The sequence below is a fragment of the Streptomyces sp. NBC_01244 genome, from assembly GCF_035987325.1.
Taxonomy (GTDB): Bacteria; Actinomycetota; Actinomycetes; order Streptomycetales; family Streptomycetaceae; genus Streptomyces.
Map to the genome: position 1 here is coordinate 8,028,672 of NZ_CP108488.1, position 21,977 is coordinate 8,050,648.

At 70.8% G+C, this 21,977-nt stretch carries 21 protein-coding genes; 9 read left to right on the plus strand and 12 right to left on the minus strand.

Going from position 1 to position 21,977, the window contains the following annotated elements; translation table 11 throughout:
- Positions 1-65 precede the first annotated feature (65 nt).
- From OG247_RS35715 to OG247_RS35730, 4 genes are all read left to right on the plus strand, one after another.
- Positions 66-1,664, plus strand: coding sequence for a site-specific integrase (locus tag OG247_RS35715; protein WP_327256099.1), 1,599 nt, complete (start codon positions 66-68; stop codon positions 1,662-1,664).
- Between the two features lie 77 nt (positions 1,665-1,741).
- The gene (locus tag OG247_RS35720) at positions 1,742-3,514 is read left to right on the plus strand and encodes a hypothetical protein (protein WP_327256100.1); all 1,773 of its coding nucleotides are present in this window, start codon (positions 1,742-1,744) and stop codon (positions 3,512-3,514) included.
- The gene (locus OG247_RS35725; RefSeq protein WP_327256101.1) at positions 3,511-5,640 is read left to right on the plus strand and encodes an integrase; all 2,130 of its coding nucleotides are present in this window, start codon (positions 3,511-3,513) and stop codon (positions 5,638-5,640) included. The genes OG247_RS35720 and OG247_RS35725 overlap by 4 nt, the downstream gene beginning before the upstream one ends.
- Positions 5,637-6,071: a hypothetical protein gene (locus OG247_RS35730; protein ID WP_327256102.1), complete on the plus strand. Its 435-nt coding sequence runs from the start codon at positions 5,637-5,639 to the stop codon at positions 6,069-6,071. Before OG247_RS35725 ends, OG247_RS35730 begins: the two co-directional genes overlap by 4 nt.
- A gap of 264 nt (positions 6,072-6,335) precedes the next feature.
- Here the strand turns inward: OG247_RS35730 and OG247_RS35735 are convergent, their stop codons facing one another.
- Positions 6,336-6,965, minus strand: coding sequence for a TetR/AcrR family transcriptional regulator (locus OG247_RS35735; RefSeq protein ID WP_327256103.1), 630 nt, complete (start codon positions 6,963-6,965; stop codon positions 6,336-6,338).
- A gap of 44 nt (positions 6,966-7,009) precedes the next feature.
- Between OG247_RS35735 and OG247_RS35740 the strand changes: the two genes are divergently transcribed.
- Positions 7,010-8,269: an MFS transporter gene (locus OG247_RS35740; protein WP_327256104.1), complete on the plus strand. Its 1,260-nt coding sequence runs from the start codon at positions 7,010-7,012 to the stop codon at positions 8,267-8,269.
- A 146-nt stretch (positions 8,270-8,415) separates the two neighbouring features.
- Here the strand turns inward: OG247_RS35740 and OG247_RS35745 are convergent, their stop codons facing one another.
- Positions 8,416-8,565, minus strand: coding sequence for a hypothetical protein (locus OG247_RS35745; protein ID WP_442813500.1), 150 nt, complete (start codon positions 8,563-8,565; stop codon positions 8,416-8,418).
- Between the two features lie 129 nt (positions 8,566-8,694).
- Positions 8,695-9,765 (minus strand): ATP-dependent DNA ligase, encoded by a 1,071-nt coding sequence (locus tag OG247_RS35750; protein ID WP_327256105.1) that lies wholly within the window; start codon positions 9,763-9,765, stop codon positions 8,695-8,697.
- Between the two features lie 75 nt (positions 9,766-9,840).
- Here OG247_RS35750 and ligD point away from each other — a divergent pair, with 75 nt between their 5' ends.
- Positions 9,841-10,860, plus strand: a complete 1,020-nt coding sequence (ligD, locus tag OG247_RS35755) for a non-homologous end-joining DNA ligase (RefSeq protein WP_327256106.1) — start codon at positions 9,841-9,843, stop codon at positions 10,858-10,860.
- 21 nt (positions 10,861-10,881) lie between these two features.
- Here the strand turns inward: ligD and OG247_RS35760 are convergent, their stop codons facing one another.
- Together OG247_RS35760 and OG247_RS35765 are read right to left on the minus strand one after the other, a co-directional pair.
- A complete protein-coding gene (locus tag OG247_RS35760; protein WP_327256107.1) occupies positions 10,882-11,838 on the minus strand; it encodes an IS481 family transposase in 957 nt (318 codons plus the stop codon).
- A gap of 106 nt (positions 11,839-11,944) precedes the next feature.
- The gene (locus OG247_RS35765; RefSeq protein ID WP_327256108.1) at positions 11,945-13,408 is read right to left on the minus strand and encodes a S41 family peptidase; all 1,464 of its coding nucleotides are present in this window, start codon (positions 13,406-13,408) and stop codon (positions 11,945-11,947) included.
- A gap of 237 nt (positions 13,409-13,645) precedes the next feature.
- On the opposite strand from OG247_RS35765, the gene OG247_RS35770 reads away from it, so the two are divergent.
- Both OG247_RS35770 and OG247_RS35775 read left to right on the plus strand, forming a co-directional pair.
- Positions 13,646-14,545 carry an alpha/beta fold hydrolase gene (locus OG247_RS35770; protein ID WP_327256109.1) on the plus strand — a complete coding sequence of 300 codons (900 nt, stop codon included), beginning with the start codon at positions 13,646-13,648 and terminating at the stop codon, positions 14,543-14,545.
- Positions 14,542-16,026, plus strand: coding sequence for an MFS transporter (locus OG247_RS35775; protein WP_327256110.1), 1,485 nt, complete (start codon positions 14,542-14,544; stop codon positions 16,024-16,026). Before OG247_RS35770 ends, OG247_RS35775 begins: the two co-directional genes overlap by 4 nt.
- Here OG247_RS35775 and OG247_RS35780 read toward each other — a convergent pair.
- Complete coding sequence (locus OG247_RS35780) at positions 15,989-16,765, minus strand: TetR/AcrR family transcriptional regulator (protein ID WP_327256111.1); 777 nt, start codon at positions 16,763-16,765, stop codon at positions 15,989-15,991. The genes OG247_RS35775 and OG247_RS35780 overlap by 38 nt on opposite strands.
- Before the next feature lie 101 nt (positions 16,766-16,866).
- On the opposite strand from OG247_RS35780, the gene OG247_RS35785 reads away from it, so the two are divergent.
- Positions 16,867-17,121: a WhiB family transcriptional regulator gene (locus tag OG247_RS35785; RefSeq protein ID WP_327256112.1), complete on the plus strand. Its 255-nt coding sequence runs from the start codon at positions 16,867-16,869 to the stop codon at positions 17,119-17,121.
- 95 nt (positions 17,122-17,216) lie between these two features.
- On the opposite strand, the gene OG247_RS35790 is transcribed toward OG247_RS35785, so the two are convergent.
- The 6 genes from OG247_RS35790 to OG247_RS35815 form a co-directional block, all read right to left on the minus strand.
- Positions 17,217-17,948: a hypothetical protein gene (locus OG247_RS35790; RefSeq protein WP_327256113.1), complete on the minus strand. Its 732-nt coding sequence runs from the start codon at positions 17,946-17,948 to the stop codon at positions 17,217-17,219.
- Positions 17,945-19,120, minus strand: coding sequence for a hypothetical protein (locus OG247_RS35795; RefSeq protein ID WP_327256114.1), 1,176 nt, complete (start codon positions 19,118-19,120; stop codon positions 17,945-17,947). The genes OG247_RS35790 and OG247_RS35795 overlap by 4 nt, the downstream gene beginning before the upstream one ends.
- Complete coding sequence (locus tag OG247_RS35800; RefSeq protein WP_327256115.1) at positions 19,113-19,424, minus strand: hypothetical protein; 312 nt, start codon at positions 19,422-19,424, stop codon at positions 19,113-19,115. Before OG247_RS35800 ends, OG247_RS35795 begins: the two co-directional genes overlap by 8 nt.
- A 95-nt stretch (positions 19,425-19,519) precedes the next feature.
- Positions 19,520-20,491: an acyl-ACP desaturase gene (locus OG247_RS35805; protein WP_327256116.1), complete on the minus strand. Its 972-nt coding sequence runs from the start codon at positions 20,489-20,491 to the stop codon at positions 19,520-19,522.
- A gap of 166 nt (positions 20,492-20,657) precedes the next feature.
- Positions 20,658-20,897: a hypothetical protein gene (locus OG247_RS35810; RefSeq protein WP_327256117.1), complete on the minus strand. Its 240-nt coding sequence runs from the start codon at positions 20,895-20,897 to the stop codon at positions 20,658-20,660.
- 67 nt (positions 20,898-20,964) lie between these two features.
- Positions 20,965-21,816 carry a helix-turn-helix domain-containing protein gene (locus OG247_RS35815; RefSeq protein WP_327256118.1) on the minus strand — a complete coding sequence of 284 codons (852 nt, stop codon included), beginning with the start codon at positions 21,814-21,816 and terminating at the stop codon, positions 20,965-20,967.
- Positions 21,817-21,977: the final 161 nt, after the last annotated feature.

Consider the following 21,977-nt stretch of genomic DNA (forward strand, 5'->3'; position numbering starts at 1 on the left):
GCCGCCGGTTCTCTAGGCTACTCTCGGTTGTCGCTTCGTTACTCGTTCATCCCGGAGCTGCGCACGTGAACGTCCTGGAACACTGGACCGTTGACTTCTACGACTTCACCGTCCCACCGCCTGCCGCGAAAGATCCCGAGCTCCCCGATCTCGGCGATCTGCATGGCAGAGCCGCCCGCAACGGGGCCCGCCACGGCACGCCCATCCTCCTGCCGCCGAGTGGCCGCCCCGATTCCCGGATCAACCTCTTCTTCCGGGAAGGCCGGATGGCCACCTCGCAGCCGGGAACCTGGCGGCGCTACGCGTACACGCTCGTTGTGTGGTTGGACTTCCTGAACGCCGTCGATACGACATGGGACCGGGCCACGGTCCGTGACGTCGAGGCGTTCAAGGACTGGCGCATCACCGACACCCGGAACGCGGAGCGGGTGCGGGCCACCTCGTTCGACACCGACCGTGCCGGCCTCAACAGCTTCTACACGTGGGCTAGTTCCCGGTTCGGGATCGCGAACCCGGTCGCGACCGTGCGTGCCGATAACGAGGCAGCGACACGACAGGCGTACGGCCGGGGGCGCCGTGACCCGCTGCGTCCGGCGGGTTCGACGAGCCGTCAGGTGAAGTGGCTGCTGCGGGATGCCTTGGAGCAGTGGCGCGACATCGGGCTACGCGGATACGGCTTCGACGGGCTGCGGCGCGCGGGGCGGCAGGCCGGCAGGTTCAACGAGGACCGGGACGCGGCCTTCGCCGACGGCCTGTACGGGACCGGGCTTCGGCTGCGTGAGTGGGCGAGCATCCTCGACGTCGAACTCCCGGTCTCGGGCGGCGAGCGGATGGGCACGGCGTGGCTCGCGGCCAAGTGCGTCAAGGGTGGCCGCGCCGGCCGGGCGTACTGGATTCCCCGGCAGGTACTGCGGTCGGTCGAGGGCTACCTGGACCCACTGGAGGGATCCCGAGCCGAGGTGATCAGCCGGGCACAGCGGCACGGTCGGTACGAGCGGCTCAGCGGCGTGCGTATCGTGATCGGCCACGATCCCCGTACCCGGCAGGTGCATGTGGCCGCTGCGGGCGGCTCGCAATCAGTGGCCCTGGACGACCTGGCGCCGGACGACCGCCGGCTGTTGTTCCGCCGGACGACGCAGGGCCTGGAGCCGCTGTGTGTGTGGCTGTCGGTGAACGGCCTACCGAAGAAACCGCACAGCTGGGAAGACACCTTCGATGCCGCGAACCGACGGGTGGCCGAAGCATGGCTGGGCAGGACCGATCCGAACGGGCGGCTGAACGAGGGGCAGCGGGATCAGATGCGGCGCGAGTGTCCCCTGTGGGCGACGCCCCACATGTGCCGGCACTCCTTTGCCTTGAAGTGGTTCTCGATCCTGTCGCTCGTCGAGGAGCGCCGTTTGGAGGGCTTCTCGCCCGACGAGATCGAGGACTTCCGCGAACAGCTCGGCGACATCTGGCTGCAGTTGGCCGTGCTGCTTGGGCATCGACATCCCGACACTACGCGGGAGCACTACCTGGAGCCCTTCACCGGCCTGCAGGTCTCGTACCTGATGGCGCTCCTGGACGACGACGAGAGTTCAGGGGTGGACACGCTGGTGCGGATCTTCGCACGTCACGGTGGGTCGGTCATGGGGCCGGCCGTCGCGGCCGGGCGAACGCAGTGAGGGGCGGGCGCCGGGCGGCGCTTCCGCCGTCCGGTTGGTCCCCGCCCGAGCGACTGCCCGACGGAGTGTCGGGGGCGGTGGTGCTGTTCCACGAGGAGAGCACAGGGCGGAGCGTCCGATTCGACTGCTCCGACCTGCCGGTCGCCGAGCCGGTAAGGAATTGGCTGGTCCGGAGGCTGGCAGAGCGGGCGGGCGCCCGCAGCGGGGTGAAGCGCGCGACGTCATTCCGTACCGGTTACCAGGTCGTCCGTGACTTCGCCCACGCCCTCGCTCAGTGCGAACTGTCGCCGGGACGCCCGGCGGACATCACGGCCGAGCACATCAGGGCCTTCATGGCCCGGTATGAGGACCCTCAGACCCGTCGTACCTGCACGGGCCGTCTGCGGATCGTGCTGCGCGACTGCCCGGAGCTCCCCGAATCCGCCCGACGTGAGCTGTTCGAGACCCGGCTGCCCGTCAAGCAGGCGTCACAGCAGGTCACGGCGTACCCCGAGGGCGAGTGGCAGCAGATCATGACCGCGTTGCGGCGGGACATCCGCCTATGCCGGGACCGGATCCGGGCCGGGACCCGTTTGCTGGAGCGGTTTCGTGCGGGTGAGGTCGGCGATGGCCACGACGCCGAGTTGGCCCAGCTCCTGGATCTGTTCGTGCGGACCGGCGACCTGCCCCGCCGGAGTGACGGGGGTGGCGCTCCGGCCGTCCAGCGGTGCGGCGGTGTAGCCACGGTAATGCGCATGCTGACGTTGTCGCAGCAGGAGGCCACCGCCTTCGCCATTCTCCTGTCCGTGCTGACGGCGGAGAACCTCGGCACGGTCGCGGGGTGGCCCGCGCTGCATCAGCGATCGGACGGCATCGGTGACGAGGAAGTGGCGGTCGCGCTGGTGGAGCAGCGAAAGCCCCGGCGCGGCCCGGAGCGCGAGCACCGGGTGGCAGCGGTCGAGGATCTTCCCGTGTCCCTCCGGAGCATGCTGGAACGGACTCCGGGAGACGAAGTGCTGTTCCACTCTCCGCTACGGGTCTATGAACTCCTGGTGGAGCTGACCGCGCCCGCTCGGCTGATCAGTGGCATGCCCGGTGCCTTCGTCCACCGACGACTCGCCAATCCGGCCAAGCCGAACTCTCTGTGGTCGGAGGAGGTCCGCGTGGAGCGCTGGGCACGAACCCGCGGTTTCCCCACCACCAACCGGACCGAGGAGGGCGGGCCTCCCGGTATCGACATGCGTCGCGTCCGTCAGACCGCTCTGGAGTCACAGCGCCGTCCCGTGTCGCACACGGCACGGACCCTGCGCGATCATTACCTGCGCCGCAGCCAGACCGTCCGAGATCAGAGCCAGTACGTGGTCGCCGAAGCTTTGCAGGGTGAAGTCGACAAGGCCCGCGAGGCCGCCAAGGTCGTCGTGCTCCCGTCCCGTCTGCTCGCCCTGGCGGCCGAGGACCTGCCCACGGCGGCCGCGCAGGCCGGTGTCGCCCCAGAGACGTTGAGGAGCATGCTCGCTGCCGAGCGGGACACCGCGGTCGTCGCCTGCCGGGATCACCTGGACAGCCCACACGCTCCTGCCGGAGAAGCATGTCCGGCATCGTTCCTCCACGCCTGCCTGAACTGTCCGAACGCGCGAGCGCTGCCGCACCACCTTCCGGTTCAGATCGCACTGCACGACCAGCTGAAGGCGCTGCGGTCCAACATCGACCCGCGGCTGTGGGCGGCCCGCTACGCGACGCCGTTGGCCCGGCTACGGGACATCCTCAGCCACTACAGCGGGGCCGAGCACGCCCACGCACGCGCATCGATCACCGATCGGCACCACGCTCTCATCGTCTCGCTCTTGGACGGACGGACCGACCTGCGATGACCTACCCAGCCCACCTTCCTGTTCCGGTGCCGGCCATCCCGGTCCACGTTCCCTGGCCGGACGACGACGTTCCCGTACTGCGCAACCGGCCCGTCAGGCTCGGCACGGACACCGCCCGCCTGTCCCACTTCGGCGACGACGTCTGGAACATCCGCCCCGCCCACCGCGACGCCCACACGGATGTCGGCAACCTCAACCTGCATGTCTTCCCGGAAGCGCTCCGCCAGCAGTTCCGAGCCGTCCTCTTGGCCGCACTCGACCATCCCCAGCCCGTGGAGCCGGGCGGACGCCAGCGGTCCGCCGAGTACATCGGAATCGGCTCGATGCCCGTGCTCGTCCGCGACCTGCGGCTGTTCGCCCACTGGATGCACAGCCAGAACCTCGGGCAGATCGGCGAGGTCACCGACCATGACCTCGATGCCTACGTGCGCCACGTCATCGGGACGACCACGTCGCCCCGGCAGAAGGCGAACGCCCTGAGCGCGGTACGTACCCTCTGGCTGTTCCGTGACGTACTTCCCACCCCATGCCGCCTCACCACCGGATTTCCCTGGACGGGGACCACCGCCAACCAGCTCGTCGGCCTCCGGGCGGCGAGCGGCGAGAACAAGCGCCCCCGTATCCACGACGACACGATGGAGGCGCTGCTCGCCTGGTCACTGCTCATGGTGGAGCAGATCGGTCCGGACATCCGCGACGCCTGGCACGAGTACGTCCAACTCTGCCAGGGAGAGCACCCCTCCCAAGCCATCTACTCCGGAACCGCAGGACCCCGCCTTCGCACCTATGCGGACTTCTGCGGTCGGACCGGCACTCCTCTGCCTGGGGGCCCTGGCCCCAACGGTTCCCAGATCAACTACGGTCATGTGCTCCGCCTCGTCGGTCTGGACGACAAGGGCGCATTCAGCCTGGCCCAGAAGCGGTGGCTGGCTCAGCAGGGTTTGGACGTCGCCCCGCAGAGTACGGTTGGCGCCATCACAGGGCAGGTCCAGGGACGCCCCTGGCGTGATACTCCCCTCAGCGTCGGGGAGCTGCCCGGACTGTGGCGTCGCCTGACCGGGGCCCTGTTCACCGTCGTTTGCTATCTCTCCGGAATGCGCCCCGGCGAGGTACTGGCGCTGCGTCGCGGCTGCCGCGGCACGGACGAGGCGACTGGGCAGCTCGTCGTCCAGGGCCACCGAGGCAAGGGCTACGACCGCGCCCCGGACACCCCGGAATCAGCCGAACCCACACGCCCGTGGGTGGTCGTCGGTGTCGTGCACGAGGCCATCGCCCTGCTGGAGTCCCTGCACGACCAGCCCTACCTCTTCCCGGCGCAGCTCCGCGCGGGCTCCGTCCGTCCGTCCACAACGCACGCCCGTACCTGTCACTCGATCAACCGGGATATCGCCGACTTCGCTGCCTGGGTGAACCAGACCGTCCGCCGCGTAGACGGCAGCGCGCCCATCCCCAATGACCCCGCCGGGAACCTGAACGCCAGCCGCTTCCGCCGCACTCTGGCCCGGTTCATCGTCCGCCGCCCGCGAGGGCTGATCGCCGCCGCCCTCCAGTACGGTCACGTCGACACCAAGGTGACACTCAACTACGCGGGCGCACCGGACACCGAGTGGCTCCAGGACGTCGCCGTCGAGAAGCTCGAGCTCGTCCTGGAGCAGATCACCGATGACGCCCAGCGGCTCGCGGCAGACGAGCACGTCAGCGGACCGTCCGCCGACGAGTACCGCCGCAGAATCACTGGCACGGCCGACTTCCCGGGCCGTACGGTCATCAGCCCCCGCAGTGCTGCGCGCCTGCTGGCCGGTACGGACCCCCAGGTGCACCACGGCGAGGGCATGACCTGCGTTTGGCGCCCTGAGACAGCCGCTTGTCGCGCCTCTGGCCTCGCCCAAGGCCTTCCCGAACCGGTCGGCCCCGACGAGGGCGAATGCCGGTCCAGCTGCACCAACCTCGCTTACACCGACCGGGATATCGCCCGACGCAAGCAAGATCTCCGCTCCCTGGAAGCGACCGCGTCCGATCCACTGGTACCCAGGCCCCTGCGCGACCGGGCTGCGGCGCAGGCCGAGCGCGTCGCCTCTCTCGTCCACCGCCACGAGCAGCACCGCACCGAAGGAGCTCCGGCATGACCACACGCCGTCCCCGAGACCTCAGCGCCGAACGCTCCGCGCTCCTAGCAGCCGCCGACCGCCTCCTGGAAGGCACCCCGCTGCGATCGGAGTCCGGTCGTCTCACCGTGACCGAGCTGCTGCGCGAGTCTGGTCTGCGCCGGGACGTCGTCTACGGTGACCACAAGGACCTTGTCGAGGAGTTCCAGTACCGTGTTCGAGCCCAACAGCGCACACCTGCGATTGCTCAGTCACTGGCCGACGAGAACGCCCAGCTGAAGCAGAAGCTGGCGGATGCCACGACCGCACTGTCCAAGGAACGCGAGATCACCGCGGCCCTACGTCGCCTCGTCGCCGAACTCGACCTGGAACTGCACGCGGTGCATGAGGGCTCCGGACCCGCACGCATCACCACCCTGCCGGCACGGCGGCGTCCAGGCTCACGGGTCTGAATCCGCCGCACCAGGGCCACCCCGGCGAAACGCATCTCATCCGCTGCTCGACCGTTCAGCGGCAGGACGGGCTTCCAGCGACACCAGGCCGTACGGCGGGGAAGATCGTGCGGCAGCTGCTGGAGGCGGGGTGAGAGATCGATCCGGAAGATCTGGCCCACATCTCGCCGTACCTGACCGAGCACATCTACTGGTTTGGCGAGTACTCCACGCACGAGCTCGGTATCCAGCCGGAGGCGTAGGGGCCGAAGCTGGACGTCGACTTCACCCGATTCCTGGAAACCCTGAGTCGGGAGACGGTGCGAAGAGGTAGCGGTCCATCATGAGAGCGGCGTCGGCGAGGATCTCGGGGTCGCCTTCGGCGCTCTCGCGGAAGGCAAGGTCGAGCAGGTTGCCCCCGACCTCCACGGCGAGTCGAGCGCGTCGCCGGAACTGCTCGGTGTCCGGCATCGCATAGCCGCGGACGAGTGCCTTGTGCACACTCCCGGCGATTTGCAGGTCCGTCTGCCGGCCGTACGCACGCAACGCGTCGATACGCGGCCCGTAGTACCAGACACGGCGGTAGCCGCGCTCCGTGCGGAAGCGGTCCGCATAGGCGGCGAGCAGCTTCTCCAGCAGCTCCTGCGAGCGCGGCGGCAAGGGCTCCTCGGTGATCCGCTCGGTGATCCGCACGTCCATCTCAAGCCAGCGCCGGACCAGGGCGGCGACGATCGCTTCCTTGTCGGCGAAGTACCGGTAGAGCACGCCGACCGAGACTCCCGCTTCGGCAGCGATGAGCTTGGTGCCCAGCTCGTCGTAGGAAGTCGTCTCCAGCAGCCTGGCCGTCGCCTCAAGAATGAGGGCCACCTTCTCCCGGCTGCGCTGTTGTTGTGGTGTGTGGACTTGCTCAGCCATCTGACTCCTTGACACCTTCCAAAACCAGAACCAGAGTCTAGTTCATGTTATTCGGTAGGGGGATACCCCGCACACGACTCGGGCCGAGCTTCAATCGGGTTTGGGCCTCGATCACGGTATCCAGCCTCGGTGACGGCATGAGCTTCGTTGCTCTGCCGCTCCTCGCGGCGCAACTGACCGCCGATCCGCGGCAGATCGCGATGGTGTCCTTGGCGGAGCAGCTGCCCTGGCTGCTCCTCGGCCTGCTCTCCGGTGTTCTGGCGGACCGGTTCGACCGCCGCCGCATCCTGTGGCTCGTCGACGCGGCCCGGGCCTTGCTTGTCGGGGCGCTCGCCGCGGCGGTGGCAGCCGACATGGTGACGATTCCGCTCCTGAGTCTCGTCGCCTTCCTGCTCGGCTGTGGGCAGACGCTCTACAGCGGCGCCTGGGCGGGCATGGTCCCTGCACTGGTTGCACCCAGCGGGCTCACCCGGGCCAACGCGCGTCTGCAAGCAAGCTCCCTGATCACCGACACTCTGCTCGGAACGCCGCTGGGCGCGCTGCTGTTCGGCATCGCCACCGCACTACCCTTCGCCGTCGACGCGGTGTCCTTCGCCACCGCTGCCGCACTGGTATTCATCCTCCGCGGGAACTTCCAGCCCCGTTCCCAGCCGGCACCGAAGACGTGGACGGCCCTGCGCCGTGACACGACCGAGGGGGTCCGGTGGCTCTGGCGGCACCACTTGCTGCGCCGGCTCTGCCTGGCATCCGGGATCACCAACCTCGTCGGCGGAGGCTTGATCGCCATCCTGGTGCTCTACGCCCGGCAAACTCTTGGCCTGAGCGATCTAGGCTTCGCCCTGCTGGTCGCCTCCTTCGCGCTCGGCGGCGTGGTCGGGGCAATGTCGACCCCACGCCTCACCGCACGCTTCGGCACTCCACGGGTCCTCAGGTTGACCGCTGTGGGCACTGCCATCGCTGCCGCCGCCGCAGGCGCTGCGACCTCCGGGCCCATAGCCGGCATGGGGATCGCCGCATACGGAGCGGCGAGCCTGGCATGGAACGTCACTGCGGTGTCGCTGCGCCAGTCACTTGTGCCTGCCGAACTGCTGGGGCGCGTGGCCATGGCCTACCAGATGGTCATCGGTAGTGGCACCGCACTGGGTGCCGTGGCAGCCGGCTTCACCGCCCACGCCTTCGGACTGCGAACCCCTTTCTATACGGGGGCGGTCCTCCTGTTCGCCGCCAGCCTGATCAGTACAAGATCCGTCCAGAGGGCCGCACTGCCTTCCCGGGGTGCCGTGCCCGAGCGGCGAACCAGGTGACCTTCTCGATCCGTATCCATGCCACCGTGTCGATCAACACTGAATCCGCTTCCGCTCATCCGCATACGGGGCGGATGGGGACCTTATCGGGACGCACCACAGCATCGGCCGGAGCCCGACAACAAGCGTCCCGACAAGGGACTTGCCTAATGAACACCCGGCAGTTCCCAGCGCCCGTCGTGCGCCTGGCCGAGCAGCACCCGGCCGTCGGGGCCGACGACGACCACACCGACTCCGACGACGGCGTGGGGACGGGGGACGGCGCGTCCGGTGGGTGCGCCGGATGCTGTGCTCATGGGTGTCCTTCGGTGAATCGGTGAATCGGTGGAACGGTGTGCCGGGGCGGCGTGCGGTGCGGCCCGGCTGTGACCTTACGTCCGGGACGGCCGGGTGCGATGCGGTGGGAGCCCGGCCGCCGGCGGGTTTCAGGTCGCCTTCGTGCTCAGCACCTCGGCGAGGTCGTAGCCGACGACCTCCTCCAGCTGGGCGTACGTACAGCTCCGCGGCTCCCGGTCCGGCCGCATGCGGCGGAACTGCGCGGTGTGCCGGAACCGGTCGCCCTCCATGTGGTCGTACGCCACCTCGCAGACCCACTCGGGGCGCAGCGGCACCCAGGACAGGTCCTTCTTGCCGGTCCAGCGGCTCTGTGCCCCGGGCAGCCGGGCGCTCTCGTGGGCGGACTCCTCGGCCCAGGCGGCCCACGGATGCCCCTCGGGGTCGGGCATCCGGAGTGGTTCGAGCTCGTCGATCAGCTCGGCGCGGCGCTTCATCGGGAACGCGGCGCAGACACCCACGTGCTGGAGGGTGCCGTGGGCGTCGTACAGCCCCAGGAGCAGCGATCCGACAATCGGACCGCTCTTGTGGAAACGGAAACCCGCGATGACGGCGTCGGCCGTACGCTCGTGCTTGATCTTGAACATGAGGCGGGCGTCGGGCCGATAGGGGAGATCGAGGGGTTTGGCGACGATCCCGTCGAGCCCGGCGCCTTCGAATCGTTCGAACCACTCCTGTGCGAGTGCGGGGTCGGTGGTCGCGGGCGCGAGGTGTACGGGGGGCCGAGCGGTGGAGAGCATGCGGGTCAGGGCGGCACGACGGTCGGCGAGCGGCGTGTCGAGAAGGGCCTCGTCGCCCAGCGCGAGCAGATCGAAGGCCACGAACGAGGCCGGGGTCGTCTCGGCGAGCAGTTTCACCCGGGAGGCGGCGGGATGGATCCGCTCGCTGAGCCGGTCGAAATCGAGCCGCCCGCCCTGGATGACGACGATCTCGCCGTCGACCACGCAGCGATCGGGCAGATTGGCCTTCAACGCCTCCACCAGCTCGGGAAAGTACCGGGTCAGGCTCTTGCCGGTGCGGCTGCCCAGCTCGATCTCGTCCCCGTCCCGGTGGACGATCGCGCGGAAGCCGTCCCACTTGGCCTCGTACTGCATGCCCGGTGGGATCGTGGACACGGATTTGGCGAGCATCGGCTTCACGGGTGGCATGACCGGCAGATCCATGTCTCCGATTCTGGGGTGGTACGCCCGTGCACGCTCGGTGTGCGGGGCCGCGCGGGTCCGCCTACCGTGGCGCACATGGGTGCAGCGGGCAAAGCGATCGAGCTGGAGGCGGGCGGCCGTGCCGTCCGGCTGTCCAGTCCGGACAAGGTGTACTTCCCCGAGCGCGGCCTCACCAAGGGGGACGTGGCCGCCTACTACCTCGCGGTCGCGGACGGGATCACCCGCGCCCTTCGCAACCGGCCCACGACCCTGGAACGGTTCCCGGACGGGGTGGAGGGCGAGTCCTTCTTCCAGAAGCGGGCCCCGAAGAACCTGCCCGACTGGATCCCCACCGCCCACATCGCCTTCCCGAGCGGCCGCACCGCCGACGAGATCTGCCCGACCGAGCCGGCCGCCGTCCTGTGGGCCGCCAACCTCGGGTGCCTCACCTTCCATCCCTGGCCGGTCCGACGGGAGGACACCGACCATCCCGACGAGCTGCGCATCGATCTGGACCCGCAGCCGGGCACCGACTACCACCACGCGGTCGCGGTCGCCCACGAACTGCGCGTCCTGCTGGAGGAGCTGGGCATGCGCGGCTGGCCCAAGACCTCAGGTGGCCGGGGCCTGCACGTGTTCGTGCCGATCGCCCCGCGCTGGACCTTCACGGAGGTCCGCAGGTGCGCCATCGCGATCGGCCGGGACCTGGAGCGCCGGATGCCGGGGAAGGTCACCACCGCCTGGTGGAAGGAGGAGCGCGGCGAGCGGATCTTCGTCGACTACAACCAGACGGCGCGCGACCGCACCATCGCCTCGGCCTACTCCGTCCGTCCGCGCCCGCACGCCCCGGTCTCCGCACCCCTGCGCTGGGACGAGCTGGACGAGGCGGAGCCGCGCGACTTCGACATCGTGACGATGCCGGCCCGCTTCGCGGAACTGGGAGATCTGCACGCGGACATGGACGAGCACGCCTTCGCCCTGGACGCCGCGCTGGAACTGGCCGACCGCCACGAACACGACCACGGCCTCGGCGACATGCCGTACCCGCCGGACTACCCGAAGATGCCGGGCGAGCCCAAGCGGGTCCAGCCGAGCCGCGCGAAGCACGAGGAGTGAACGGGAGTTTGACGGCAGGCCCTAGGTGTATTGACCTGCAGGGTTGTTGACGCGGCTGATGGGTGGTTTGCCGTCGAGTGCGGTGTGGCAGCGGTGGTGGTTGTAGGTGTGGAGGAAGTCTGTCAGGGCTGCTGTCCGTTCGTCGTTTGAGGTGTAGGGCCGTAGGTAGGCCCATTCGTCCAGCAGGGTGCGGTTGAAGCGTTCGACTTTGCCGTTGGTCTGGGGCCGGTAGGGGCGGGTGAGTTTGCCGGTCGCGCCGAGGTCGGCCAGGACGTTCTTCCAGGCCAGGCCTTTGCGGTAGGCCCAGGCGTTGTCGGTCAGGACCCGTTCGATGCGGGTGATGCCCTGGGAGAGGAAGAACGCGGCCGCGCGGGTGAGGAAGGCCGCGCAGGTGGCGGCTTTCTCGTCTGGGTGGATCTCGCTGTAGGCGAGGCGGGAGTGGTCGTCGACGGCGGAGTGGACGTAGTCGAAGCCCATGGCGGAGCGGGTGGTGCGGCCGGCCTGGCGGCCCAGGACTTTGTGGCCGCCGCCGTCGGGGATCCGGCCGAGTTTCTTCACGTCGATGTGGACCAGCTCGCCCGGGCGGTCGCGTTCGTAGCGGCGGATCACGGTGCCGGTGGGGCGGTCGAACCAGGCGAGCCGGTTCAGGCCGTGGCGGGTCAGGATCCGGTGGACGGTCGAGGCGGGCAGGCCCGGGACCGGGCCGATCCTCGCGGGGCCCAGCTTGCGGGTCCGACGCAGGTCGCAGACCTTCGCCTCGATGGCGGCCGGGGTCCGGTGCGGCGTCCTGTGAGGCCGGCTGGACCGGTCGTGAAGACCCGCCTCGCCCTCGGCCCGCCACCGGCGCACCCACTTGTGGGCAGTGGCCCGCGATATGCCCGTCTCGGCTGCTACGTGGGCGACCGGACGTCCCGATGCGACCCGATCGACCAGCAGGCGCCTACCGAAGACAGTCAGCCGGGCATTACGGTGGGACACGAAGACCTCCGTTGTGCAATGGGTTCCTAGACAGCTCCCACCACACCGGAGGTCTTCGCCATGTTCAAGACCTGCCAGGTGTCAACAACGCTCGTGATCAATACACCTAGGTCCGGGGGAGGCGTCGTAGGGCGGTGGTGAAGGCGGAGTCGCGGTGTGCGTCGAACTCCTCCTGCGTGAAGACCGGGGTGCGGACGTCGACGGGGATGCCCGGACCGTCGAAGGTCTTCCCGGTACGGGTGAGGAACTGCTCGTTGGGCAGGCCGAGTTCCCAGCCGTTGGGGAGGGTCCGTCCGAGGACGTCGGAGAAGACCCCCTGTGTCGGCTCCCCGATGCGCACCGTCCGGCCGGGGCGCTCCAGGAGGGCCTGGGTGAAGGTCTCGCCCGCGCTCAGGGTGGAGCCGCCGGTGAGCACGGCGATCGGCCCGGGGTAGCGGGGGCCGCGCGCGGGCTGGACGTACAGGGGCTGCGGGCGGGTGAACCGGGTCGCGTCGGCGGGGTCGTTGCGCACGCGCTTGGCGTAGGCGAAGTACGGGCGGTCCGTGAGCCGGGCGGCCAGGCGTAGGCCGAGCTCGTCGGAGCCGCCGCCATTGATGCGCAGGTCGATGACCAGGCCGCGCAGGCGGGAGGTGCGCTCGGCGGTGAAGACGCTCTCCAGGGCACGGTCGAGCTCGGCGCTCTCGGAGGCGAAGTCACCGCTCTCGGTGTAGCCCCCGAAGCCGGAGAGGCGCAGGTAGCCGCGGCCGTCCGGGAGGTCGGCGTACGAGATGCGGCCCTGGGCGAACTCCTGGGGCGCGTGTCCGCCGAGGTCCACCTCCTGGATGTACGCCTTGACGCGGGTTTCGAGTTCGAGGGTCGGCATCACGGTGCCCGGGCGGACCTCGCCGAAGCGCCGGTCGCCGCCGGCGAGGCGGACGTGCGCGTCGTGCAGGGGGGTGAGCATCTCCTTGAAGACGGCGAAGAGTTCGTCCTCGGTGGTGCCGGCGTGCACGCGGGGGCGGTGGCTCTCGCGTACCGCGTTCCAGTCGACGCCTTTGGCGGCGAAGAAGGGGTAGTTCTCCGCGAAGGTCTGCCAGAACACGTCGAAGGTGGCGACCGGGTCCGCGGCGGGGCCGGGCTCCTGGGTCTCGCGGCACCGCTCGGGCAGGGCGCCGAGGCGGCGGGTCGCACGGTCGCCGACCGAGCCCTCGACGTGCACCGATCCGGGGCGCACGGTGAGGACCTCGTCGTCCTCGGTGGCGTAGCGGTAGGCGGCGGCGCTCCCGCTGTCCGGGACCCGCCGCGCGCTCGCGCCGGGCAGGCAGCTGATTCCGGTGACCTGGTACTCCTGGAGCCGTCCGGACTCCACGCGGAGCACGGTGCCGTAGCCGTCGAGCTGCCAGATCCCGACCGGCCCGGCGGGCGGGCGGCCCGCGGTGGCGGTGGCGGCCGCGGCGGGGCCGGCGGTGGTGACCGCGAGGGCGAGGAGCAGCGCCGTGGCGGCCGCGCGCCGGTGCGTGGCCTTGCCCGTGCCTGTGCCTCTGCGTGTGCCTGCGCGTGTGCCGCGTGTGTCGGTGCCTGTGTCGGTCATCGTGCTGTCCCCGTTCGCCGAAGTCCCTTGAGCCGTACCAGGATCCGGGGCGGCCGGGGGTCGGGGACATCCTGCGGCCCACCCGGCCCGGGGTGGGGCTACCCCCCCCGAATCCGGCCGGTAGGCCGACCGCGCGCGACCCATCCATAACAACACGAACGATCGTGCTAATATCTCTCCATCACCCTGACCCGCCAGCGCCGTCTGGCCACCCTGAGGAGATCCGGAGAACCGGGCATGCACCCCACGGCTTCACTCCTGAGCACGACCCTCAACATCACCGCCCGGGTCGCCCCGGGCCCGGTCGGGCGGGTGGCGTTCGCGCTGTTCGTGCGGCCGCTCGGCCGGCCGAAGGTGAAGCCGGGCGAAGCGGAGGTCATGGCCCGGGCCGTGACCGGCCGGCTCGTCGTGGACGGGATACCCGTGACCACGTACCGCTGGGGCGACGGCGACCGGCCGGTTCTCCTCGTACACGGATGGAGCTCGCGGGCCTCGCGCTTCGCCGGGTTCATCGAGGCCCTGCTGGCCGAGGGCCGGACCGTGGTGTCCTTCGACGCACCCGGTCACGGCGCGTCCGGCGGCCGGGCCACCACCATCCTGCGCCAGCGCGAGATCATCCGCCGACTGCACGCGCGGTACGGGGATTTCTCGGCCGTCCTGGCCCACTCCTTCGGGGTGGTGTCCACCTTCTTCGCGCTCCGGGACGGGATCCGGGCCGACCGGATCGCAGGTATCGGCGCCATCTCGGACTTCGACTTCCTCGCCGCGCGGTTCCGCTCGATGCTGGGCGTGAACCAGGCCGTCGAGGACGCCCTGCGGCGCCACATCCAGCGCCGGCTCTTCCCGTCGGAGCCCGACATCTGGCCCCGCTTCGACTCGTGCCACCACCCCGAGGAGATCCCCTCCGAGATCCTGCTCGTGCACGACGCGGACGATGACACGGCGGCCCCCGGCCAGTCCCGCGCCCTCGCGGCGGCGTACGGGGAGAGGGCCCGGCTGATCGAGACGAGCGGACTCGGCCACCGCCGCATCCTCCTCGACCCACACGTCATCGCGACCACCGTCGAGTTCCTGAGCGCGACCCGGTCGCAGCCCCGTACGGCCGGCCCGACCGGGGCCGCGGGAGCCACCCGATGACCGCCACCCGCCCCGAACCCACCGCACCCGAGGCGGTCAGCCCACCCGAGGCGGTCAGCCCACCCGAGTCGGTCTCCGCGCCCGATTCCGGATGGCAACGGGTCGAAGGCGGCCCCGGAGGCGGGCGGGTGCTTGCGCTGGCCAGTGCCGTCACCTTTCTCGCCTTCCTCGACGCCACCGTCGTCAACGTCGCCTTCCCCGACCTGCGCCGGGCCTTTCCCGAGGTGTCGCTGGCCCGCCTGACCTGGATCGTCAGCGCCTACGCCGTACTGTTCGCCGCCCTGCTCGCCGCGGCCGGCCGGCTCGCCGACACCCTGGGCCGCCGAACCCTGTTCCTCGGCTCGGTCCTCGCCTTCACCCTGACCTCGCTCGCCGCCAGCGCGGCCCCCACCGCCGAGCTGCTCATCCTGGCCCGCGCCCTCCAGGGAGCGGCCGCCGCCGGGATGATCCCCGCGGCGCTGGGCCTCGTACTCGCCCACACCCCGCCCGCCCGCCGGGCGGCCGCCCTCGGAGTCTGGTCGGCGGCGGGCGGACTGGCCGCCGCCATCGGCCCGAGCATCGGCGGACTGCTCGTCGAGTGGTGGGACTGGCGTGCGCTCTTCCTCATCAACGTCCCGCTCGGCCTGGCCGTCGGCTGGGCCGCCGCCCGCGTCATCCCCCGGGAGCCGCGCACGGGACGCCGGCTCCCCGACCCCGTCGGTACGACGGCGCTCGCCCTCGGCATCGGGGGAGTGGTGGCCGGGCTCTCCCAGGGCGCGGAGTGGGGCTGGACCGATGCGAGGGTGCTCGCCCTGGTCATCGGCGGCGCTCTGGCGGGCACCCTCGCGCTGCGCCGCTCGCACCGCCATCCCGCCCCGGCCGTCGACCGGGACCTGTGGCGCGACCCGCTGTTCGCCCGCGCCAACATCGGCGCCCTGCTCTTCGGCGCCGCCATGTACGCATGGCTGCTCACCGGCCCGTCCTACCTCATCGAGCGCTGGAACTACTCGGTCCTGCAAGCCGGCTTCGGCGTCACACCGGGAGCCGTGCTCGCCATGGGCGGTGCGCTCGTCGTCGGCCGCCGGGTCCCCGCCCGCTTCCAAGGGGCCGCCGTCACCGTCGGATCGCTGCTCTTCGCCGCCAACGCCCTGCTGCTGTGGGGCTGGGCCGGGGAGTCCACCTCGTACGCCCAGATCTTCCTGCCCGCCGGACTCCTCGGTGGCCTCGGCATCGGGGTCGTGGTGACCGCGCTGTCGACGACGGCCTCGGCCGGCCTCCCGGCGCAGCGCTTCGCGGCCGGTACCGGCCTGCTGATGACGGCCCGCCAGCTCGGCGGCGCGCTCGGCGTCGCCGGCACGGCGGCCCTGCTCACCGGGTCCGGCCCGGGAGACCACTGGCGCGGAGTCTTCCTGCTGATCGCGTTCACCGCGCTGGGTTCGGCGGCCGCGGGCGCCTCGATGCGGCTCAGCGGTCCGGCGAAGCCGGCTCGGCCGGGAGGCTGACGGCCGGGGCGTCGGCGGCGGAGAAGCCGGCGGCCGGGAACACGAGTACGGGCGGCCGCTCCGGGAGTTCCTCCGGGGCGGCCGTCGCCGCGCGCAGCCGGGAGAGGATGCCCCGCGCGGCCCGGTCGTAGGCCGTGGTGTCCTCGTGCAGCACGGAGTGCGCGTTGGCCAGCTCCATCATCGCCATGATCTCGAAGGCGAGCTGCTCGACGTCCACGTCCGCGTCGACGTTCACGTCCGCGTCCGCGTTGACGTTCACGTCCATCTCCGCGGCCGACGCGCGAAACCCGCCCGCCAGCCGGGCCTCGTCCAGCAGCCGCTCGATGTACCGCGTCCAGTCGCCGCGGATCTTGGCGATCTCGTCGTGGACGGGCCCGGGGCGCGAATCGAACTCGGCGGACGCGGAGTAGAAGAAGCAGCCGCCGGGGAAGACCCGGCGCCCGGAGTAGCCGAGCCAGCTCTCGCACAGCCGCCACACCTTGGCGAGCCCGGCGGGCTGGTCCCATACGGGCCGTACGACCTGCTCGACGAAGACGGCCCGGGCGGCCTGCACGGTGGCGAGCTGCAGCTCCTCCTTGGAACCGAAGAGGGCGAACACGCCGCTCTTGCTCAGCCCCAGATCCGTGGCGATCTTCCCCAGGGACAGTCCTTCCAGGCCGTCCATCGAGGCGATGCTCATCGTCCTTTCCAGGACCGTCCGCCGCGTCTGGTTCCCGCGCTCCACGCGTCCGTCTGCCATGCGGTCATGGTACCGAAGTCATCGCACGCACGGTCGTTCACTCTGTGGCTGTTGATCAGGCGTTGATCGGACGTCCATCGCCGCCGGACAGGCTCTGCGGCATGTCGATGAACACCACCGATACCGATACCGTCACCGCCGTCCCGTCCTGGTACGAGCTCGCCCTCTGTGCCCAGACGGGCCCTGGATTCTTCTTCCCGGAGCCCGGCTCCTCCCTGCGCGACGCGAAGCGGCTGTGCGGGGCCTGCGAGGGCCGCAAACCCTGCCTGGACTACGCCCTGGCCAACGACGAACGCTTCGGCGTCTGGGGCGGCCTGTCCGAAGCCGAACGCCAGGCCCTGCGCCGGCGCTCCTGACCGCCCTACGCTCCTGACCGCGCTACGCCCCTGACCGACCTGCGCCCCTGGCCGCCCGGCGGCCTTGCCGCGCGGCCCTCGGCACGGCGGCGGCGTCATTCCAGCAGTTCCAGGATCCGCGAGGTCCCGGCACCACCCGGCGGCCCGGTCGGCCGGGGGGCGGGATCGGCGAAGGCGATCGTGTGCGCGACCGCCTCCAGGATGGCGGTGTACGCGTCGGCGTGCTCGGTCGCCGCGCTGGTCAGGTCGAGCAGCAGCAGGTGGCGCCCGTCGGGATGCGCCGTGACGGCCCTGGCCTGGAACAGTCCCCGGTCGGTGCCGGCGACGGGCAGGACCCCGGAGACCAGCGCGCACGGGAGGCCCGAGGCCAGGTCCAGGTACCTGCGCGTCGAGCCGCTCCCGAGGGCGGACCGGGCCAGGGCCAGGGCCACCCGCGCCGCACCGGCCCCCGCGCCCGCGTCTGCGGCGGGCCGCACGGCGAGGGAGAACAGCGAGGTGGAGACGGTCTCCGGGCCCTCGGGGTGGAGGCCGACCGCGGTGTGGACCAGGTGCAGGCCGGGCTGAGCGGCGAGTTCGTCGAGGCGGTCCATCAGCCGGCCGAGCTGCGCCCCCGCACCGGCCCCGACACCCGCACCGGCCCCGGCGCCGATGTCCGCACCCGGACCGCCATCCGCCCCCGGACCGCCATCCGCACCGCGCCCGGAGTCGCCGCCCAGGGCCTCCAGGGCTTCGGCGACCTCCTCCAGGGCGTCCCGGTCCTCGGGGCCGAGGTCGTGGAAGCCGGGCGGCAGCCTGAACCAGATCGGCGGGACGGAGCGGTTGCTCACGGCTGCACCAGCGTCCAGAGACGGGCCGTCCTCGCGGCCGTGGTCGGACCGTCCTCCACGACGAGCCGGGTGCCGTCCACCGCCGTGGAGCCGCGATCCACGGATTCGTTGTCGCCCGTGTAGTCGGCGGTGGCCGTGGCCGCTCCGGTGGCGGCCACGGCCACCCCCACCCGCTCCCTGACCTCGGGTGTCGAGGACCGCAGGGCCCACGAGGTGAGCGGGCTCTCCACCTTCCGCAGTTCGTCCGCCGTGTTCCACGTGGTGCGGGCGAACGCACCCGCGCCCGGCGAGACCCCCGCCAGGGCGCCGGCTTCCGGGACCGCCATGGCCGCGCGGGCGGCGACCGTACCGGCCCTCGCGCCCGTGGCGACGGCGGCCACGCCCGGGACGGCGCCGAGGCCGTCGCCGAGCAGCGTGACGCTGTTCTTCCAGAACGCGGCGTCGAACTTGCCCCGGGTGAAACCCTCGGTCAGCGGCTTGCGGAAGCCGGGGTCAGCGAGGTGCGCGGTCAGGGCGGCCAGCGAGAGCCCGCCCGCGACCAGCATGATCGCCATCCCGGCCGGCGGGAAGAAGAGGGCGACGGCCGCACCGGCCGCTCCCAGAATGGCCGCCGCGTTCGAGAGGGCGTCCGCCGGATCATCGACGATCTTGTTCCAGACCGACTCCAGTACCCCGGGCTCCTTCGGCGCCAGCCGTCGGGCCGTGGCGGTCAGCGTGTCCGCCACCCGGCGGGCCGCCGCGGAGTGCTCCGAGGCCAGCTCGGCTGCCAGCCGGCGGGCGTCGGTGAGGGCCTCGTCGGTGGTGGCCGCGGCGGCCCGGGAGGCGTAGCGGGCGGCCAGGGTGCGGTGGGCGGCCAGGGTGTCGTGCCAGCCGGTCAGCCGGCGCGCGGCCTCCGCCAGGGAGGTGTGGGCCGCGTGGAGGTGGCGGGGGAGCTCGCGCGACAGCGAGGCGCGGAAGGCGGTGGCGGCTTCGCCCTGCCAGGCCGAGCTGTGGGAGACCAGGGCGTCGACGACGCGGGAGGTCTCCGCGAGGCGGTCCGCAGAGGAGCGGAGCTTCTTCGCCAGGGCCAGGACCGCGAACGGGCTCCCCGGGGCCGGGTCGAAGCCGAGCGCGGAGTAGTCGGAGGCCGGGGAGTCGGAGGCCGCGGAGTCGGCGGCCGGGGAGTCAGCCACGGGACCCGGCCGCCTGCCGGAAGGCCGCGCGGATGGCCTCTTCGAGCTCCGCGTACTCGGCGGCGCTACGGCGTACGCCCTCGCGTACGGCCTTGATCCGCCCGGCGAGCTCCTTGGTGCCGTGGCCCCAACTGTCCTGGAAGCCGTCGCACGCGGCGTCGAGGTCCGCCGTGCCCAGCTGGTCGGCCCGTACGTGTTCCAGCTCCCGCCGGGCCTCGCGCAGGGCGGTCAGCGAGGTGTCCAGGGCGTTGGTGAGGCGGGCCAGCTGGTCGATCTCGACCTGCAGCGGTGTCATGGCGGTCATGACGCGAAACCCTGGCAGAGCGGGGCTCTGCCAGGGCAATCGTCGTCACCCGCCCGAGCGAGCGGAAACCGGTCAGTCGCGGCGCGGGGGCCGGATCAGGCCTGGCGGGCCGCCTTGCGGGCCGCGCGGGCGGCCAGCCGCTCGTCGAACTTGCGGGCCTCGGAGTCCAGGCCGTTCATGAAGAGACCGAGCTCCTCCTGGGCCTTCTGTCCGTCCGGGCCGAGGCCGTCGATGTCCATGATCTTCAGGAAGCGGATCACGGGGCTCAGCACGTCGTCGTGGTGGATCCGCAGGTTGTAGACCCCGCCGATCGCCATCTGCGCGGCCATCCGCTCGAAGCCGGGCATCCCGTGTCCGGGCATCCGGAAGTCGACCACGACGTCCCGCACGGCCTGCATGGTGAGGTCGGGGGCGAGCTCGAAGGCCGCGCCCAGCAGGTTGCGGTAGAAGATCATGTGCAGGTTCTCGTCCTGCGCGATGCGGGCCAGCATGCGGTCGCAGACCGGGTCACCGGACTGGTGGCCGGTGTTGCGGTGCGAGATGCGGGTCGCGAGCTCCTGGAAGGCCACGTACGCCACGGAGTGCAGCATCGAGTGGCGGTTGTCGGACTCGAAACCCTCCGACATGTGCTGCATCCGGAATGCTTCGAGCTTGTCCGGGTCCACGGCGCGCGAGGCCAGCAGGTAGTCGCGCATCACGATGCCGTGGCGGCCCTCCTCGGCGGTCCAGCGGTGCACCCAGGTGCCCCAGGCGCCGTTGCGGCCGAAAAGGGAGGCGATCTCGTGGTGGTAGCTGGGGAGGTTGTCCTCCGTCAGCAGGTTCACGACGAGCGCGATCTTGCCGATCTCGGTGACCTTGGACTGCTCCGGGTCCCAGGCTTCGCCGTCCTCGAAGAAACCGGGGAAGTTCCGGCCGTCGCTCCACGGGACGTACTCGTGGGGCATCCAGTCCTTGGTGACCGTCAGATGGCGGTTGAGCTCCTTCTCGACCACCTCTTCCAGCGCGAACAGCAGCTTGGCGTCCGTCCACGCCTCCGAGCTGCCGAGGTGGGGAGAGGTGATCGTCACGGGTACTCCTGAGTGCAAAGCGAATTACCTACGGTTCCGTAGCCTACGGAGTCGTAGGTTAAGCGCGACATCAAGACCAGCCAAGCCCCAAGGGTGACTCTGTCCGGTTACGTCCCGTTATCTGCGCAGTTTGAGGGGGGCGTGGTGTGGTTTGAAAGGACCAAAGTCACGCGAGTAGGTGGTCCGCGGCTCCCGCCTTGACGGCCGAGATCAGCGCACGGAGCGCGTCGATCGAGTCGGTGACGTAGGCGGCGGACTCGGTGGTGCCGATGTACGCCTTCCCCTCGGCATCCCGCCCGAAGCGGAAACAGTTCGCCCCCTCACTGCAGAATGCCTCGTCCCAGGTGATGCCGGCCGTCGTCGACGGGGTCGCCGGGGTGGTCGCGGTCGTGGTCGTCGTGCCCATGTCGTTCTCTCGTCTCCTCGTCGGATCCGGCTCTGTGGTCAGTCGGCCGGCCGGCCGGTCGGTCCGGTCAGAGGGTCTGTGCGATGGCGCGGATGAAATCGCGGGAGTCGCGGGCCGGCAGCGCCAGGGAGCGCAGCCGCTCCAGCAGGCCCCGGTAGCGGAGCAGCTTCATCTGCGAATCCAGCAACATCGAGCCGTGCGAACTGTCCAGCTGTACGGTGTCGAGCTCGCTGATCGTGGCGGCCGCATAGGTGAAGGACTGGCCGGCGCCGGGGAACCCGCCGGCGGTGAACGGAATGACGCGCACGGTCGTACGCGCCCGCTCCGACTGCTCCAGTATGTGTTCGAGCTGCGCCCGCGCCACCTTCGGGCCGCCGAACTGCATGCGCAGTGCCGCCTCGTGCACGACCGCCTCGTACAGCGGCGGTGCCTCGCGCACGAACACCTGCTGGCGGTGCATCCGCAGGGCGAGCCGCGCCTGCAGGTCGGGTTCGGGCAGCGGCGGGTCGGCGGTGTCGAAAACGGCCCGCGCGTGCGCCTCGGTCTGCAGCAGTCCGGGTATGTGCGTGGTCACGGCGGTGTGCAACCCGACGGAGTGGTGCTCCAGTTCGCAGATGTCCAGGAGTGCGGGCGGCAGCATCCCCCGGTGCTGCTCCCACCACCCCTTGTCGCGCTCCTGGGCCATCGAGGCGAGCAGGTCGACCAGCCCCGTGTCGGGGCAGTCGTAGTTGAAGGCGAGGGTGCGGACACGCTCGGCGCTGATCGCGATCCGGCCGGACTCGATGTTGGGGATCCGGGTGCGATCCACCCCCATGAGCGCCGCCGCCTGTTGCACCGACATGCCCGACTGCTCGCGGAGTTTGCGCAGCTCGGAGCCCAGGCGCTGCTGGCGCGCGGTCGGCGTACTCCTCGGTGGCACGGGTCCCCTCTCCTCCGGCCGGGGCATGTGGGAGCGCCTCACGAGTCCGGAAATGCCATGAGAAATCATCAAGTCGTCGTACAAGTAGTAGCACTGTGCACCACGTTGCGCTACGGTCGGTAGCGCAAGTCTCACACGGGGCGACCTCCAGCTCTTGTATG